The sequence below is a fragment of the Christensenella sp. genome, assembly GCF_034927525.1.
GTDB lineage: Bacteria > Bacillota > Clostridia > Christensenellales > Christensenellaceae > Christensenella.
Genome location: NZ_JAYFPU010000010.1, coordinates 25661 through 42789 on the forward strand (window position 1 = coordinate 25661; position 17129 = coordinate 42789).

The 17129-nt window shown below is 50.8% G+C and carries 15 protein-coding genes; 1 reads left to right on the forward strand and 14 read right to left on the reverse strand.

Going from position 1 to position 17129, the window contains the following annotated elements; all coding sequences use genetic code 11:
- Nucleotides 1-61: 61 nt before the first annotated feature.
- From VB081_RS00375 to VB081_RS00405, 7 genes are all read right to left on the reverse strand, one after another.
- Nucleotides 62-2497: a glycyl radical protein gene (locus VB081_RS00375; RefSeq protein ID WP_323398885.1), complete on the reverse strand. Its 2436-nt coding sequence runs from the start codon at nt 2495-2497 to the stop codon at nt 62-64.
- Nucleotides 2498-2607: 110 nt separating this feature from the next.
- Nucleotides 2608-3744 (reverse strand): substrate-binding domain-containing protein, encoded by a 1137-nt coding sequence (locus VB081_RS00380; protein WP_323398886.1) that lies wholly within the window; start codon nt 3742-3744, stop codon nt 2608-2610.
- A 60-nt stretch (nt 3745-3804) separates the two neighbouring features.
- Nucleotides 3805-4779: an ABC transporter permease gene (locus VB081_RS00385; protein WP_323398887.1), complete on the reverse strand. Its 975-nt coding sequence runs from the start codon at nt 4777-4779 to the stop codon at nt 3805-3807.
- 1 nt (nt 4780) lies between these two features.
- On the reverse strand, nt 4781-6283 hold the full coding sequence (locus VB081_RS00390) for a sugar ABC transporter ATP-binding protein (protein ID WP_323398888.1): 1503 nt from the start codon (nt 6281-6283) through the stop codon (nt 4781-4783).
- Between the two features lie 2 nt (nt 6284-6285).
- A complete protein-coding gene (locus tag VB081_RS00395; RefSeq protein ID WP_323398889.1) occupies nt 6286-7326 on the reverse strand; it encodes an ABC transporter permease in 1041 nt (346 codons plus the stop codon).
- Between the two features lie 108 nt (nt 7327-7434).
- The gene (locus VB081_RS00400) at nt 7435-8352 is read right to left on the reverse strand and encodes a glycyl-radical enzyme activating protein (RefSeq protein WP_323398890.1); all 918 of its coding nucleotides are present in this window, start codon (nt 8350-8352) and stop codon (nt 7435-7437) included.
- A complete protein-coding gene (locus VB081_RS00405) occupies nt 8339-9520 on the reverse strand; it encodes an MFS transporter (RefSeq protein ID WP_323398891.1) in 1182 nt (393 codons plus the stop codon). Before VB081_RS00405 ends, VB081_RS00400 begins: the two co-directional genes overlap by 14 nt.
- Before the next feature lie 466 nt (nt 9521-9986).
- Here VB081_RS00405 and VB081_RS00410 point away from each other — a divergent pair, with 466 nt between their 5' ends.
- Complete coding sequence (locus tag VB081_RS00410) at nt 9987-10958, forward strand: sugar-binding transcriptional regulator (protein ID WP_323398892.1); 972 nt, start codon at nt 9987-9989, stop codon at nt 10956-10958.
- 68 nt (nt 10959-11026) lie between these two features.
- Here VB081_RS00410 and VB081_RS00415 read toward each other — a convergent pair whose 3' ends face one another.
- From VB081_RS00415 to VB081_RS00445, 7 genes are all read right to left on the reverse strand, one after another.
- The gene (locus tag VB081_RS00415; protein ID WP_323398893.1) at nt 11027-12928 is read right to left on the reverse strand and encodes a DUF2207 domain-containing protein; all 1902 of its coding nucleotides are present in this window, start codon (nt 12926-12928) and stop codon (nt 11027-11029) included.
- A gap of 66 nt (nt 12929-12994) precedes the next feature.
- Nucleotides 12995-13561, reverse strand: coding sequence for a LemA family protein (locus VB081_RS00420; protein WP_323398894.1), 567 nt, complete (start codon nt 13559-13561; stop codon nt 12995-12997).
- Entirely contained in the window at nt 13558-13923 is a 366-nt protein-coding gene (locus VB081_RS00425) for a cupin domain-containing protein (protein WP_323398895.1), read from the reverse strand. Before VB081_RS00425 ends, VB081_RS00420 begins: the two co-directional genes overlap by 4 nt.
- Nucleotides 13924-13939: 16 nt before the next feature.
- Nucleotides 13940-14281, reverse strand: a complete 342-nt coding sequence (locus VB081_RS00430; RefSeq protein ID WP_323398896.1) for a cupin domain-containing protein — start codon at nt 14279-14281, stop codon at nt 13940-13942.
- A gap of 26 nt (nt 14282-14307) precedes the next feature.
- The gene (locus VB081_RS00435; RefSeq protein ID WP_323398897.1) at nt 14308-15579 is read right to left on the reverse strand and encodes a homoserine dehydrogenase; all 1272 of its coding nucleotides are present in this window, start codon (nt 15577-15579) and stop codon (nt 14308-14310) included.
- Nucleotides 15580-15594: 15 nt separating this feature from the next.
- Nucleotides 15595-16356: a type III pantothenate kinase gene (locus VB081_RS00440; RefSeq protein ID WP_323398898.1), complete on the reverse strand. Its 762-nt coding sequence runs from the start codon at nt 16354-16356 to the stop codon at nt 15595-15597.
- 3 nt (nt 16357-16359) lie between these two features.
- Nucleotides 16360-16953 (reverse strand): ECF transporter S component, encoded by a 594-nt coding sequence (locus VB081_RS00445; RefSeq protein WP_323398899.1) that lies wholly within the window; start codon nt 16951-16953, stop codon nt 16360-16362.
- Nucleotides 16954-17129: the final 176 nt, after the last annotated feature.

The following is a 17129-nucleotide window of genomic DNA, read 5'->3' on the forward strand; positions in this document are numbered from 1 at the left end:
CTGCCTGAGCACTCTGCCGGTTGCCGGCAGCGCCGCCCATTGCTGCTATATCATATATTTTTTATACTTCGTCATATACCGTGCGCTCAATGAGGTCGTCCTGTACCTCTCGGCTCAGTTCAGTGAAATATGCGCTGTATCCTGCCACACGTATGAGCAGGTTTTTGTATTTCTCAGGCGTTTTCTGCGCCTTTTTCAAAAGGTCGCTGCTCACCACGTTGAACTGGATGTGGTAACCGCCCGCGAGGCAGTACGCCCGCAGGAAATTCGCAAATTTTGCGATATCCCTGTCCTCCTTAAGAACGGAAGGCGAGAAGCGCATATTGAGCAGCGTCCCGTTGCACGCGCTCACACTGTCCACCTTTGCCGCCGATTTGATCAGCGATGTCGGCCCGTTGACGTCCGAACCGTTCGTCGCAGAGATACCGCCGTTCGCAAGCGGTTCTCCCAACTTCCTGCCGGACGGCAACGCGCCTGTCGCAAGACCATGAGGAACATTGGAGGATACAGTAAATTCACCCGGCCAATATTTTTCGCCGTGCGGCCCTTCGTGCTTTTCCACTTCCTTGCACCATATCCGGCCGGCTTTTCTGACATAATTGTCTACAAAATCGATATCGTTTCCGTATTTGGGCACGCTGTACAAAAGCTGGTGCCGCAAATCGTCATACCCTTCAAAATCCTTGCGCAGCGCATCGATCAGCTGCGGCATCGTGCAAAACTTGTCCCCAAACACCGCCTGGTCGATCGCCGCCAAAGCGTCTCCCGTGTCCGGCAAGGCAACGCCGTTCACACCGACCGCTTTATACTTACAGCCGCCGCGCGTCATATCCAGCCCGCTTTCCATGCACCCGTCAAGCAGCGACGAGGTAAACGTGTTGGGTCCCAGCTTTCCATGATACTTGATGTATGTGCTGATCGCCGTCGTTGCCTGTCCCACAAAATACGCAAGCTGCTGCCGGAACGCTTCTATTACCTGTTCCATGCTCTCAAACGTTTCCGGCTCCTGCGTTTTCGGGCCGATCTGTTCTCCCGTCACCAGACATACGCCGCCGTTTAAGGCAAGCTCCAAGCACTTTGCCACGTTGAACTGCACCGCGTTTGTCCACCCGCAGCAATTTCCCGAGGTAGAAGGCTCGACACATCCCACGATGCAGAAATCCCGTGCTTCTTCTAGGGTTGCGCCCCGTTTGAGCATAGCCGGAATCCCCACCTCGTCCATAAACATCTTCGGCTTGCCGTGCCCTAACTTACTGACCTCCGCAAGCTTTTTCAAATATTCAAAGGGCGAATTTTTATGGATGCGTGCCGCAAATTCCGGCTGATAAAGCGGCACCTGCGCTTCGGCCTCCAAAAACATATACGTCAGCTCGTTCGTTGCGTCGATGCCGTCCGCGTCCACGCCGCCGACCATGATCGTCTGCGTCAGCGAAAATCCCGCGTAATACCGCGCCGTCGTATAATCCCAAAGCACGCTCATATGCGAGAATTTGATGAACAGCAGCTCGATCAGCTCCTGCACCTCTCCATCCGTCATACGTCCCGCTTCCCTGTCCGCTTTATAATAAGGATAGAAGTATTGATCCACGCGCCCCGGCGATATTGCCGTATCGTCCTGCTCGATGCCAAACAATACGATCTGTGCAAACCAGAACGACTGCATCGCCTCGCGCAGTGACTGTGCGGGATATTCCGGTATCCTTGTGCATATATCCGCGATCTCCATAAGCTCTTTTTTGCGCATCGGGTCGTCCGTTTGTTCCGCCTGCTCCTGCGCAAGTTCTGCGTACCTGTGCGCAAAAGCGATCACCGCTTCATAAATAATGACGATCGCGTCGTAAAAGCTTTTCTTTTCCTGCTCACCGGCGCCAAGCGCCGCCATGCGTTCTTTTGCTTCGTCAATGATCGAGCGAGCGCCGCGTTCGATGAATTTTTTATAATTGACATTCAAATGTCCCGCTCCGTGACGCAGATGTATCTCCGTCCCCGGCGGGATCGTGTGTACCTTCGCTTCGGAGGGGATCGCCGCATTGATACATTCCTCGGGCAACTCCCGCATCACATAATATTCGATGGTCTTATCCGCCCAGTAAGGGAAGATGTCTTCCATCAACTCTTTTCTCACCGCGTCAGACATCTCGTGCCTGTCGTACGGCCTGTCTACCGGATTCTTTTGCGGGTCTTGAAATTCTTTATTTAAAATAGTCGTCGAATATTCCGGATCCACGACCGACGCTCTCGGTTTTGTGGCCACATTCCCAACTATCAGTTCTCCGTCTAAAATATAAATGGACATCTTTGCAAGAACGTTTGCGATCGCCTTCGCGCGGCGGATCTCAGCCGGCTGCCCCTCTGTCTGCTTCCAGCTCTGCGTAAAATAACGCGCGCGCTCCACGCAAACGGAGGCTGTCGCGTCTATCGCGTTCTGATATAGCTTCTCCACTCTGGGAGTGATATTCTTCTTAAAATTCAATTGATAACTGCCTACGTCTGCCATGATAAAGTCTCCTTATTTGTAGAAATCCCATCCTACGTGGCGTTCTAAGGGAGGCCGCGGCTGCGCCATATACGCAGCCGCCTTTTCCCTTATGTTAGTTGTGTTCGTTCTTAATACATTTCCGTACGTGTGTCGACATTCTCCTGTGTCGCCTGCTCTGTTCCGAGGTTGATCTTCTGCGGAATGTCTTTGCCCATCAGGCTTGCGATCGCTGCCTGGCAAGCATAGTCGCCGTTGTTCATGTAGATCTGTGTCAGCTGCATTTTGCCTGCTTTGATCGCGTCAAATGCTGTCTGCTGATAGTCGCCTGCGGAGTATACCAGGATGTCCTTACCCGGCTCTTTTCCCGCTTTTTCGATCGCTTCGATTGCCCCGAGAGCCATCTCGTCGTTGTGCGCATAAACCGCTTTCACGTCGGGGTTCGCCTGCAGCGCGTTCGTCACTGTGTCAATCGCGTTGTTCCTCAGCCAGTTGCAATCCTGGTCTGCAACCATTTCGATACCCGGGTTCTTTGCAAATACTTCTTCAGCGCCGCCTTTTCTTCCCGTCGTGCACGAAGAACCGGACGTACCCTCAAGCTGGATGATCTTTCCTTCGCCGCCCAGGTCTTTGGCGATCATTTCACCGGCCATCGTGCCGAGCTGCCAGTCGTCTGTGGACATCCATGTGAGATATGTCCAGTCGTCGAACGGTTTGCCGCCGTCGATCAGTACGACCGGGATATTCGCTTCAGCAGCCTGCTGCAAAGCGGGAGAGATCGCGATACCGCCATGAGAGCTGATCACGATCGCATCGACCTTCTGCGCGATCAGGCTTTCGATGTTGGACACTTCCTTGGAAGGCTCACCTTCCCCGTCCATCATGACCATCTTTACGCCGTTCTCGTCGCACCATTTCTGTGCCCTGTCGACCATATCCAGTCTGTACGGATGATCCATTACGCACTGCGCAAAACCGATCGTGTAGTTGCCAGCCTTAACTTCGTCAGCATTGAGGCCAAAATCGATGGGGGTCGTGTCAGCCGGCAGTCCCGACCATTCGCTCGAAACATCGCCAGCCGCAGCAGCCGGAGCCGATGCCGACTCAGCCGGAGCCTGCGAAGCCTCTTTTGTTTCCGCCGGAGCAGCTTCCTGTGTAGCCGCAGCTGATGCCGACTCAGAAGCAGCCGGAGCTGCCGGTGCGCCGCACCCTACCGCCAGAACAGCGACGAGCAGTACAGCTACCAAGATCATAATCCCTTTTTTCATTGTTTTCCCTCCTGTTTTTTCTTCTTTATTCAGGCTTTCGCCTGTAGAAAACTTGATTGTTTAGAGCCGTTCCATGGCGTGCTTCCTTGCCGCCCTTTCATTGAAGTACTGCGTGATCACCGGTACCAGTACCGATACGAACACGATCAGTCCCTCCACGACCTTTTGCAGGTACATGTTGACGTTCGCCACATTGAGCAGGTTTGCGATAACGCCCAGTGCCAGCACGCCGAACATCGTTCCGAGAGCGCTCCCGCGTCCGCCGTCCATAGACGTGCCGCCCATCACGACTGCCGCGATCGCCAGCATCTCATAGCCCTCGCCCGACCTCGGCTCGCCGATCTTTAACTTGCTGCACAGCAGCGCGCCGCAGATGCCCGCAAGGACGCCGGTGATCGTATATGCCAGAAAACGTACCTTGCTTACGTTGATGCCCGTATATTTTGCCGCTTCCTCATTGCCGCCCGAGGCAATCAGGTCTCGTCCGTATTTCGTTCGCGTCAGCAGGATATGGATCAATATGATTGCGATGATCCATATGAACATAGGCAGGAAGAACGGGCCGATCTTTGTATTGCTGATCGCACCAAACGCCTCCGGGATACCCGAGCTGACCGGACGTCCGCTGTTGATGAGCAATGCCGCGGCGCGGCCTCCCATCATGGTGACCAGCGTTGCAACAAAGGGTTGTAAATGCCCCTTGGTGATCAGCAGCCCGTTGCCCGCGCCAAGAGCGGCACATACCACCACCGCGAGCAATACGGAAGCGATCGTGGGGAAGCCCGCATAGGCCTGCGTCATCGCCGCCACCATACATCCAAGCGCAACGTTAGAGCCGACCGACAGGTCAACGCCTCCGCCCCCGCCGATGATGACAAGCGTCATACCTGCCGCGAGCAGTCCGTTTTGTGCCGTCTGCTGCAGGATGTCTGCAACGTTGTTTAAGGTAAAGAACGACGGCGATACGAATATTCCAAGCACGAACACGAATATGAACACGATCATGCCGGGATAGTTTTTCACTAAACTCTTCATGTTAAACCTCCACTCCTGCAGCGTTTGCCAGAATACGTTCTTCGTTGAATTCGCTGCGGTTGATCTCCGCTAAGAAGCGTCCCTTGCGCATGATATACAGTCTGTCGCTCATCCCGAGCACCTCTGTCAACTCGGAAGATACGATGATGATAGAATCACCGCCCCTGCGCAGCTCCTCCAATGCCTCATAGACCTGCATCTTCGCTTCCACGTCGATGCCGCGTGTCGGTTCAAAACAGATAAATATGTTCGATTCACGCCCCAGCCATTTTGCAATGACGACCTTCTGCTGGTTACCGCCCGATAGGTTGTTGACAAGAACATTGGGTGACGGCGTCTTGATGCTCAGCTTTTCGATCAGCTTGCCGACCACCTTCTTTTCTTTCTTTCGTTCGACCAGCTTGATCGGGTTAGAAAGTCTGTCGATAAACGGAATAGAAATATTGTTTTTCACACTCAGACGCAGCATCAGGCCGTCGTGTTTTCTTTCCTCCGGTATATATGCAAGCCCGAGGTTCACCGCGTCCACCGGGGTATTCACCTTGACAGGTTTTCCATTGATCTCATATCCCTCGATCTGCATATCCTTGGTATCCACACCGAAAAGCGCTTCCGCAAACTCCCGCTGTCCGCTGCCTACAACGCCGTAGATGCCCAGCATCTCGCCCTTGTGAAGCTTAAACGAGATATCCTTTAGTCTGTAGTTGCTCAGGCTGTCGACCTTCATCACGACCTCGTCCGTCTTTTTGTACTGCAGCTCGGGGAACATATTGTCCATGCTGCGGCCGATCATCATACGGATTAGCTCCGCGGAATCGAGTCCCTGCATCGGACGCGTCGCGATGTGCACACCGTCTTTTAGAACGGTAACCGTATCCGCGATCTCAAAGACCTCCTCTAACCTGTGCGAGATATAGACGACAGTGATGCCGCTCTTTTTGATAGAATCGATAATCTCAAACAAACTCTTGGTTTCCGTCTGCGTCAAAACCGCGGACGGTTCGTCAAGCAGCAGCACCTTTGTATCGATAGAAAGCGCTTTTGCAATCTCTACCATCTGCTTTTGTGCCACCGTCAGGTTTTCCACCGTTTCGCAAGGATCGATGTCAAGGTTGAGCCTTGTGAGCAGCTCCTTTGCTAGCCTGTTCGTTTCCTTATAGCTGATCAGCTTATTTTTCTGCGGCATATGTCCCATAAAGATGTTTTCCGCCACGGTCAGCCCGGGTACCAAAGACAGCTCCTGAAATACCATGCTGATGCCTGCGTGACGGCTCTCGAGGACTCTGTCAAAATGCATTTCCTGTCCGTCTACGAACACTTTTCCCTCGTCCGCCTGATATACGCCCGTGATGATCTTAAGAAGCGTGCTCTTGCCCGATCCGTTCATGCCTAAAAGCGCGTGCACCTCTCCTTTGTTCAGCGCCATGCTGACGTTGTCGAGGGCTTTTACGCCGGGAAATTCTTTTGTAATGTTTTTGACTTCCAATACAATGTTGTTTTCCATGCTCATACCCTCTTTTCCATATTTGCCAGCTGACGCTGCTGGATCAATACCACCGCCATGATCAGCAACGCGGTAATGACCTGCTGGATATAGGAGTTGATGTTGAGCTGTGTCAGCAGGTTTTTGATCAGCGTAATGAACAACAGCCCCATAACTGTCCCGATCACCGTTCCCTGCCCGCCTGCCATGGGCGTTCCGCCGATCAGTACCGCGCTGATCGCGTCAAGCTCGTACCCGTTGCCCGCGTATGGGTCTGCCGACATCGTGAACGACGTGAACAGCATTCCCGCGACCGCCGCGCATACGCCGGAAATAATATATGTAGATATCTGGATTTTCTTTGTTTTTACGCCGGATATCGACGCTGCGTTGATGTTTGCGCCCACAGCGAACAGCTTGCGTCCATAGGCGCTTTTGTGCAGCACAAAATACGATACCAAGACCACCGCCGCAAAAATGATGATGGTATAGGGTATCACGTCTGCGACAAACCCGCTTGCCACGCTTTTAAAGTCCTCACGAACGCCTACGAACTGGAATCCGTTGCTGTAAACAAGCACGATCCCACGCCCGATATTGAGCATCGCCAATGTCATAATGAACGGCGATAGCTTGAGCTGCGCTACGCCAAAGCCGTTGATCAGCCCCATAATGACGCCCGCTGCCGCGCACGCCAGCAAAATCAGTATCACTGGCGACTCAACGCCCGGATACGGCGCGCCGCCTGTGTTTTGTACTTCCGTATACTGCATGGTGATGGATATCATAGCCGCGATGCCGAAGGTAGAACCAACCGATAGATCGATGCCTCCGTTTCCGCCGATGATGACGTATGTCATACCGACTGCCATCAACCCCATAATGCCCATCTGCCGCATCAGTCTGGATAAGTTGAACGCATCCACAAAGCTATCCGTTAATATCGCACCGACGATCAATATGGCGACGACGGCGATGATCAGGAAAAATGTATTTCCTTTAAACATGCTTGTTTTGGATGCTTTCTGCGCCAATGGCACTCTCTCCACTTTACTTGTATTCATAAATCCAACCTTCCTGTCAAACAATTATTTGCCCTGTGTCCGACGATCCGTTTCGCCCTGTCCAGGTCTTTTCAAGCAGGTCTTTCCCCTTCTCCTGCGCCCAGCCTGTCAGCCGCCGATCTGCACACTATCCACATATTGTGCAGCAGCCTTACTGAGCGAGCGCATTGCATTTTCTTCCGGCTTCTTTACATCGTGCATACCATATTGCCTCCCGAGCGCGATATATTTGCTCTCCCCCAGATTATGGTATGGCAGCAGGTGTATCTCTGCTATCCCAATGCCGGAAATAAACCTTGCAATGTCTTTTATTTCTTCCTCCGTGTCATTAAAACCGGGGATCACAGGCACCCTGCAAACGATGTGTTTCTTGTTTTTTGCCGCCCACTCCCAGTTTTTCAAAATTGCATCGTTTCCTCCGCCTGTCCATGTCCTGTGCTTCTCATTGTCCGTATGCTTTAAGTCCATCAAAAGCAAGTCAACATACCCGAGCACCCTTCTAAAGACTTCCGGCTCACAAACGCCGCATGTTTCGATTGCCGTATGTATCCCCCTTTCCTGTGCCGCTTTTAAGAGTTCCAATAAAAATTTGTGTTGATAGAGCGGCTCTCCGCCGCTTACTGTAAGCCCTCCCCCTGAAGTAATATAGAAAATTTCATCCTTTATAATCTCATCCATGACCTCGCTGACGCTCTTCTCGCTTCCCGCAATCTTAAGCCCCTGCGCCCGGCAGTTTGCGATACACGCACCGCAATAATCGCATTTTTCTTTACGATAGCTGATGCCGTCTTGTCCAATACTGATCGCATCTTCCGCGCATACCGCCTCACAAGTCCCGCACGCAATACACTTGCCTCGGGATATCATCATTTCCCGTTCCCGTTTTTGCGATTCCGGGTTTGCGCACCATCTGCACACAAGCGGGCAACCCTTCAAAAAGACGATCGTACGTATCCCGCTCCCGTCATGGATCGAATAACGCTGCAAATCAAATACTGTTCCTACGGCTGGTTCACTCTGATGCAATGGTCTGCCCTCCCATGTGTTTTTTCGACCGGTAAAATACCGCCTGCACGAGTACGATGACCCCGAACAATACCGCCGGCAGCAGCAGCGAAGCCCTTGAACCTGCCGCTTCCCCAATCACGCCCATCAGGTACGGAGCAACGGACATCCCTACCCCGCCCGATGCAAATGCGATCGCGAACACCGTGCCCGTCGAATCCTTTAAGTCCTGTGTTCCATGTGCTAAAATCATTGGGTATTGTGCCGAATAGAATATCCCAATCATGATGATCGATACCCACACCATCGGCTCGCTGGCTGCCATCGCCACCATGAGTGTTGCCGGAATGGAGAGTGCCGCAAGCACGATCGCTATTTTACGTGCGCTCCACTTAGAAGATGCAAAGGACAACAGCGTACGCGACAGGATCATCATTCCCCAGAAAAGGCCTACTGTCAGGTTGGACGCAAAGACGTCAAAGTGCATCGTCTCTTTGGTGAAGGTGGACATCCACCCCCACACGCCTACCTCCGCACCCGTATAACAGAACAAACAGATACAGGTCATCACGAAGTACTTGTTTTTCAGCAGGCTCCTTACGCTTTTAAAGGATATCGTTCCTGCCTGCTCCGGCTGTGGCACCTTCACCAGCAAGAACAAGATCGCTACCGCCGCATAAAGGATGCCCACACCGATATAGATGCTTCTCCACGATACGCCGGCTGCAAGCGCCGATCCGGTAATAAGCGGCATCATCAAGGCTCCCACCCCAAAGATCGCTTGAATAAAGTTGATATGGAATGTCCTTTTTAAAGGGTTCAAATCCGCCGCCATAGAGGTCGACATACTTTCCATGATGCCCGTTCCCCCGCCAATGAAGAACAAGAGCGTCAGCACCTCCGAAAAGCTCTGTACTGTGGCAAACAGAAAAAGCAAAATGCAATTTGCGATCACCGCAACGCTCAAAACCGCTTTTTTACTCACCTTGTCGGCGATGATCCCGCCCAAGATCGTGAAGATCGTAAAACCGATGAACTGGAAGGCTATCAGCATGCCCATTTCTATCGTAGTAAGGGAAAATTCGCTTCCGATCTCATCCAGCATCGGACTGATGATAACAAGCACCGCCGCACAGGCAAACATCAAAGAATATACAGATGCGATCGCTGCCTTTTTGTTACCTATCACTTTCCACCTCAATGCAAGTTAAGACCGTTTATAGCGTCCGGGGCATTCATTGTCCAACGATATTTTACTGATACTGAATTTTGAAAAACTGTGCGTTTTTTACACACGTTACTGTTGTCGCACAATCGGCTTGTTACATGTGTGCCTTTTGGTTACTTAGTTGCTTATCTTTAGTATATATTTTTTTTAAAGGATTACAATACTTAAATTCTATTTTAATAGATTAAAATTTTGTTTTAAATTTATTTAATACTGTTTTTTCTCTTTTTTTCTTAACATTTCTTCGTTTTACTATCATATATCAAAAACAATGCTTTTCTTTACCAATTACTTATGTTATTATATAGCACATAAGTAACATCCTATGTTCACATATCCCCTCTACTTTTCCCGTGTTTTTTGGAAAAGAATACCAATTGTGGCACTTGTGAATATATGTTATAATAAGAAAAAATTGAGGTAGGGTATGAACGACGTAACGTCTTCCAATAAAATTGAATTTTCAGGTGCGGACATCATGGAAAAAGTAACGCTGGCCGCCGAATTATATTATGTATATCATTTACATCAAAAAGACGTTGCCGAACGGCTGGGCGTTTCGCGCCCGTGGGTCTCAAAATTGTTGAAGCGTGCGGAAGATTCGGGGATCGTAAAGATCGATGTTGCGACTACCTCCGCAGGCATTGCCGAGGTCGAACAAAAACTGATCGAAAAATTCCATTTAAAAAATGCAAAAGTGATCCGCAGCGCAGACCGTTCGCAAACGCTCACACAGTGTGCGCGCGCCGCTGCCCATTACTTGATTTCCATATTGAAACCAAATGACTATATCGGTACTGCGTGGGGTTCGACGCTCGCTGCGATGTTCGACCAGAATTACCCGGTCAATTTTCCGGATGTCACGGTGATCCCCCTTGTGGGTGGCATCGGCACCGACGCCGACATCCTGAGCAACCGCCTTGCCGCCAATCTTGCGACCGCCTTAAATGGAAAATACCGCCTACTGCATACGCCCGCCCTTGTTGTGGGCAAGCAGGAGCGCGAGCTGATCATGAACGACCCTGCCACACGCGACATCATCACAAAAACGGAAAATGTCGATATTGCGATCGTTGCAATGGGTTCCCTAAAGCACTCCAAGGTTCTGCGCGACGGAGAATATATCACCAGGAGCGAGTTTCGCGAGTTGGAAGACATGGGCGTAGTCGGAGACTTTGCCCTGCATTTTCTCAACAAAGATGGTGAGCTGATACAGCACATCACACATGAAAAACTGATTGCCGGCGATATTCGCAAAACGCGCAAAAATGCGCGTGAGATGATTGGCTTTGCTATGGGAGAACAGAAGCTTCCCATCATACATGCCGCTCTGGTCGGTCAGTGGATCAACGTGCTGATCACGGATCTTGACACTGCCGACTCTCTTTTAGCCTACTAGATTTCATCTTTTTTGTCCATTAAAAAACCCATTGGTCAACCAATGGGTTTTATTTTTAATCTTTCTATTTACCACGAACCACCGCCACCGCCGCCGATTCCCCCGCCGGAAAATCCGCCGCCGCCGAAGCCGCCGCCGCCACCGATCCCTCCGCCAAAGCCGCTGCCTCCGGAATTTTGCGTCATCACCATTTGCTGCTGGGTATAATAAAGCGAATTGTTGAGCATACTCGCAAACCAGATCGTTGTAAATAACGAACCGTTATAGCCATAATACCAGCTTGGCGGCTCGACCGCGATGCTCTCAAACTGCTTAGCCCACTTGTCCGTTACCCCCAGCACATAGGCATACGGCAGGATGTGGTAAAAATACTGTGGGTCACTTTCCACCAGCATTTTTAGCTTTTCCGCCTCCACCGTCTCAATAAAATGCTTTAGCCCGAGAATGCGCCCCGCCCATTGTGCGCCCTTTTCGGTGCGCCGCCGAAGCGTTGGCGCAAGGAGCATCATCACAAGCGAACATCCCGCAGGCACGATCAGCCAAAGACCGAACAGCTCGAGGCTGAGCAAAAATACAAAGGCAAAGTAGATCAACAGCCCTATTACACAACCTATCATCAATGATGTTTTTGTCGCCAGCTTTTCTGATTTCAGCCTGTGCATATTGGAGCACAGCATAGAAGTCAGAGCCCAGCCGACCACCCATGCGATCACACCCGTGAGAATCCCTAGCAAAAGTTCAAACGATTCCGCATAGGTCGCGCTTCCCAGCATGATCGCAGCGGGCAGTGGCGCAAGCAAGGACACAAGCTGCGTCAGGCCAAGGGATTTTTTTGTAAATACCCTGTTCTCCGGCATCTGGTATTTGTCTTTGATGCGCGCCGAAGCCGCGGTAACAGTCGCCGAGAATTTATACTGCATATCCGTAATACTGATTTTGTTCCCCGCCTCAAACATCTTATCAAACAGAATGTGTTCGTAATCGTTTGCCGTTGCCGGCAATTCCTGCAATTTCTCAAAAGCCAGCTTCTTTTCATCCTCCTGGATGATCGAAATATTTCCCTGATCTGCCCAGTAAATGAGCAAGGAAACCACATCCCTGCTTTCTACGCTCCCGTCGATGATGAAGCCCACGTCAGCCGAGTTCATCCCTTCCGGCGGATTGAACTCCACCGTGCGGATCTCTTTTTTACGCTTCCCTGATGTGAATACCAAAACAAGCACAAGCGCAAAGATCGCGATCGAAGCATAGATACACGGCATGATGCCGTCCGCAGCAGTTCTTACTCCTACATAATATCCCTGCGGCAGCTCGAGGCGAATGGTGAAGCTCTCATACGGCGCTACCGTCTGCGTGATCTCTCCCGAAATCGTGGTGCCGTCTACTTTATACTTCACCGCGTCCTGATTGTACCCTGTATTGCCCTTCTGCCCCGTCGTAAAACCGACCTTGGACGCGTCAAATTCCTTGGGCATATGGATCGTGAAGGAAAAGTGGTTGATAGGCGCCGCCCACTTGGAATCGATCAGGTTGAAATAAAATTCATCGAATGCGGTCGTGCCGTCGTCCCCCGCATCCATCGTATAGCCATATTCATAGGTATGGACACCGGAAACCGTCTCGTCCGGATCGCCGATATAAAGCGAAATCATATCCCCTTCTTTTTCCGTATCGAATTGTCCGTCCGCATAAATATCCGTGACTTTCAGATTATACGTATTGGTATATTTCTGTCCGTTCGAAATGCGCACCACTTCGCTGCGGGTCGGGATATCTACCCGCAGTCCATGCTGCCCCTGCGCGATAAAATCTACCGTCATCGTATCGCGTATTTCATACACGTTGTTTTCCCTGACAGTGATTTCCCTGCTATAATCCAAAATTTCCAGATTCGTATCCGCTGCAGACGCAAATGACGGGATGAGCATCGCCAGTACGACCGCAAACAGGACAATCCATTTTTTCATCATATTACTCTCCATTTTTCTTGCAAAGCAAAAACGGGGACAGCATATACCAGTCCCCGTTTCATCTGTTTAGAACTGTACTTTTACGTTTTCGCGCTCCGTCTCATTTTCCACTTCAAACATAGGCTGTTTCGTGAATTTGAATTTGCGCGCAATCAGGTTCGTGGGGAACGTTTCCAGCTTGGTGTTAAACATCCTCACGTTCGCGTTATAGTATTTACGCGCGTTCGCGATATCCGTTTCCACCATATTCAGCTGGTTCTGCAAATCCAAAAAATTGGTGTTTGCTTTTAAGTCAGGATATGCCTCCGCAACCGCAAACAGGCTCCGCAAAGTACCCGTGAGGATATTCTCGTTCTGTAGCCGTTCCTCGGTTGTAGTGGAATTCGCGACATTGGTACGCGCCGCAGTCACCTGTTCGAGCGTCCCTTTTTCGTGCTCCGCATATCCTTTGACCGTTTCCACCAGATTAGGGATCAGGTCAAATCTTTTTTTCAGGTATACATCGATGGTGGCAAACGCCTCTTCGATGCTGTTCTTCATTTTGATGAAGTTGTTGTAGGATACGATATACCAGATCACAATGATCACAATAATCGCTGCAACGACTCCGATCAATATCCATAGCCATGTCATAATTGGGTCTCCTTTTTACTTGAGTGGGTAATGATCACTTCATGGATCACGAGCGGCTCTTTCCCTGTATTTTTGAGGCTATGCGACTGTTTGTCACCGCATACCATCACATCTCCCGGGCCTACGTTTACGGTCTTACCGTCATCCACATATTCCCCGTACCCCTGCCACACAAGATATACCTCAGCTTCGCTCTCGTGCGCATGTGTGCCCATCGTTACGCCTGCATCAAGGATCAGCGTCGCCGCCTTGCGCAGGTGCGGACACAGTTGCCCGTCGCTCAGCCAGTGCTCGAGGACTGCCGTCCCCTGCCCACCGCAAAAGTTTTCGCGCACTTCCCTGCGCCTTGTCGTTTTAGTCATTTTTTCGCTGTGCGATTCAGCTGGCGACGATCACCGCGTGAAATACAAGGTCTTCGCTACCCGTGCTGATGATCCCGTGGGAATCTCCGTCATAGCACATCACCACGTCGCCCGGAACAACCGTATAGGTCTTACCATTGTCATGATATTCTCCCTCACCCTTCTGGATGAAATAAAGCTCCGCCTCGCCCGTGTGGACGTGGTCTCCTACGGAATCTCCCGGCGCGATCGAAAGCGTCGCCACCATATTCAAATTCGGGCTGTTTTCTTCATCGGAGAGCCAGTAAGCGATATTTGCCACTCCATTACCGTCACAACATTTTTCCAAAGTCTTATGAATGAGTTCTTTCCTTACCATTTTTTCTTTCCTCCGTTTAAATTCGATTATTTTTCAACACGGATACAGCTTGGTACATCTATGACCGCATCCAGTTGTTTGATCTCCTCGATCGCCTTGTTTAAATCCTTCTCATGTGCCTTGTGCGTTACTAAGATAAGCGGTGCTGCTTTCTCACCCTCTTTTGCGCCTTTCTGGATCACGCTTTCGATGCTCACATCATGCTTGCCCAATATGCCGGCGATCTTTGCTAGTACGCCCGGTTTGTCTTCCACATTCGTACGGATGAAATATTCTGTGATCCAGTCGTCGTTGAAACGCACCTGATCCGCTTCGTACGTATTTTCAAACGTCGCATATTTGGGCTCGTGGTGAGTGGAATATACCATATCCGAAACGAGCGCGCTGGCTGTCGGAAAATCTCCCGCGCCTTTGCCGTACCACATCATTTCGCCAACGGCGCTTCCATTGATGAAGATCGCGTTGAAAGAGCCTTTAATGTTTGCAAGCGCGTGATCTTTTAGGATCATCGTGGGATGTACGCGTACCTCTATCGTGCCGTCCGCCGCCTTCTTGCCAATCGCCAGAAGCTTGACCACATAACCAAGCTCGCGCCCGATCTCGATATCCAGCTTCGTAATCTTTGTAATCCCCTCGCAATAAATCTTATCGACGGGAACACGTGCGTGAAACGCCATCGACGCCAGAATGGAGAGCTTATAACGCGCGTCGTAGCCTTCTACGTCGCTTGTCGGGTTTGCTTCCGCATATCCAAGCGCCTGCGCTTCTTTGAGCACGTCGTCAAAGTCGCGCCCCTCGTCGTCCATTTTTGTCAGGATATAGTTTGTCGTACCATTCACAATGCCGTAAATACTGTCTATGCTGTTTGCCTGCATCGAATCCTGCAGCGCGCGCAGGATGGGAATACCGCCGCCCACGGCCGCTTCAAAATAAAAGCCTGCATTGCCCTTCTTTGCTGCCGCTTCCAGCTCCGGCCAGTTTTGCGAGATCATGTCCTTATTTGCCGACACAACCGTCTTACCACTCTCAAGCGCCGCAATAATGAATTCTTTTGACGGGTGCTGCCCGCCCATGACTTCCGCGACCACCGTGATCTGTGGGTCATTTATGATCTCGTCGATATCCTTGGCCTTTTTTTCCTCCGGCACATCGACTGCATAATTTAAGGCCAGCGTCTTTTTGACCTCAAGACGGATCCCTTCTTTATGTTCAATGTTTTTTTGCTCTTTTTCGATCAGCTGATAAATCCCGCCGCCGACCGTCCCCATACCGAGGATCGCAACCTTTACCTCTTTCATCGCTTCTACTCCTTGTCAGCAATTCTTCATATAAATCTTATTCAAACCAATCAGCGTAAGCGTTGGTATGATTTCGTCGATGCAATCCGTTTCCGCAGCGATCAGCTCTGAAAAGCCTCCTGTCGCCACGACCTTTGCGCCGCCCATCTCGGCTTTCATCTTTCCGACGATGTACTGCACCTGTCCTACATATCCGTATATGATGCCCGCCTGCATGGCTGTGACCGTCGATTTGTTGATGATCTTATCCGGTCGCATCAGCTCGATACGCGGTAATCTTGCCGTGTTTATGGTGAGCGCCTCGGATGTGATCTTGATGCCCGGACAGATCGCCCCGCCGAGGAAATCGCCATTTTCAGAAATCGCACCAAAACTCGTCGCCGTACCAAAATCGATGGTGATTACCGGCCCGCCAAACAACTCGTAAGCGCCGACAGCGTTTACGATCCTGTCCGTTCCCAGCTCCTTGGGGTTATCATACTTGATATTAATACCCGTTTTTATGCCCGGTCCAACAAACATCGGCTTTTTTTCGAAATATTCACGCACCATATGATCAAGTGTATAGTTGATGGACGGAATAACGGAGGAGATGATCACCCCGTCGATATCCCGCGGCACATGCCCCAAGTAACGGAAAAAATCGATCATACGTATCCCGAACTGGTCGGACGTCGCCTCGATATCCGTCGCCATACGGAACGAGTGGATGAGTACGCTATCTTCAAACATACCACATTTTATATTTGTATTGCCTACATCCAGTGCAAAGATCATTGCTTACGTTGTCTCCTTCTTTTTCTCAAGCGGCGTAAGGCTCCCCAGAGCCGGAACCGACTTTTTTAAAGCACGCACGATGGGCGCGCACAGCAGCGCCGCCACGACCGCCTCGATGATACCATTGAGAAGCGCCACGGATAGAATAACGCTCCCTGCCACAACCGATGAAAAGAATGCGTACAGGAAGCCAAGATACAGTACTGTATTGGTCAGCGAACCCGCGACAGCCGCAACACCGATGTTGACAGCCTCTTTTTGGGTACGCATCGCCTTATACACGAACGCCACGACAAACGGGATGAGCAACCGCGGCACGATGATGTTGACCATAAGCATCGCGGGGTTATACGCCAGAAGCGTCGGCCCGAATACATCCGTCGGTATCTTTGCAATGCTGGTGAGCGCAAACAGCGCTGCCAGCGACAGTCCAGCTTTCCATCCCAGCGTCAGCGTGCCCACAATAACGGGCAGACACATCAGCGTGATCACGATCCCAAACGGCGTTTGGATATAGCCGATGGGCGTGAAGCCGAAAAGCAGTGTGATGGCGACCAGGATCGCCGTGAGGGTCAGTGTCCGTGTTTTTGTTTTCATAGTTACCTCCGCTCGAGTTTCATATATATGAATACCCTACTCAGTATAAATTTAATGAAACACAGGGTTTGTCTGTACGGCTTTCGGGGTATCAAAATGCCGTCAGCACCCGTTTTTCATCATTAAGATATTATAGCAGCATTTTATGCTGTTTTGCAAGGAAAACGGCGAAAAAC

Coding starts and splice junctions, on each gene's coding strand:
- VB081_RS00375 (WP_323398885.1), bottom strand. CDS start 2,497: ATGGCAGACGTAGGCAGTTATCAATTGAATTTTAAGAAGAATATCACT.
- VB081_RS00380 (WP_323398886.1), bottom strand. CDS start 3,744: ATGAAAAAAGGGATTATGATCTTGGTAGCTGTACTGCTCGTCGCTGTT.
- VB081_RS00385 (WP_323398887.1), bottom strand. CDS start 4,779: ATGAAGAGTTTAGTGAAAAACTATCCCGGCATGATCGTGTTCATATTC.
- VB081_RS00390 (WP_323398888.1), bottom strand. CDS start 6,283: ATGGAAAACAACATTGTATTGGAAGTCAAAAACATTACAAAAGAATTT.
- VB081_RS00395 (WP_323398889.1), bottom strand. CDS start 7,326: ATGAATACAAGTAAAGTGGAGAGAGTGCCATTGGCGCAGAAAGCATCC.
- VB081_RS00410 (WP_323398892.1), top strand. CDS start 9,987: ATGAACGACGTAACGTCTTCCAATAAAATTGAATTTTCAGGTGCGGAC.
- VB081_RS00415 (WP_323398893.1), bottom strand. CDS start 12,928: ATGATGAAAAAATGGATTGTCCTGTTTGCGGTCGTACTGGCGATGCTC.
- VB081_RS00420 (WP_323398894.1), bottom strand. CDS start 13,561: ATGACATGGCTATGGATATTGATCGGAGTCGTTGCAGCGATTATTGTG.
- VB081_RS00425 (WP_323398895.1), bottom strand. CDS start 13,923: ATGACTAAAACGACAAGGCGCAGGGAAGTGCGCGAAAACTTTTGCGGT.
- VB081_RS00430 (WP_323398896.1), bottom strand. CDS start 14,281: ATGGTAAGGAAAGAACTCATTCATAAGACTTTGGAAAAATGTTGTGAC.
- VB081_RS00435 (WP_323398897.1), bottom strand. CDS start 15,579: ATGAAAGAGGTAAAGGTTGCGATCCTCGGTATGGGGACGGTCGGCGGC.
- VB081_RS00440 (WP_323398898.1), bottom strand. CDS start 16,356: ATGATCTTTGCACTGGATGTAGGCAATACAAATATAAAATGTGGTATG.
- VB081_RS00445 (WP_323398899.1), bottom strand. CDS start 16,953: ATGAAAACAAAAACACGGACACTGACCCTCACGGCGATCCTGGTCGCC.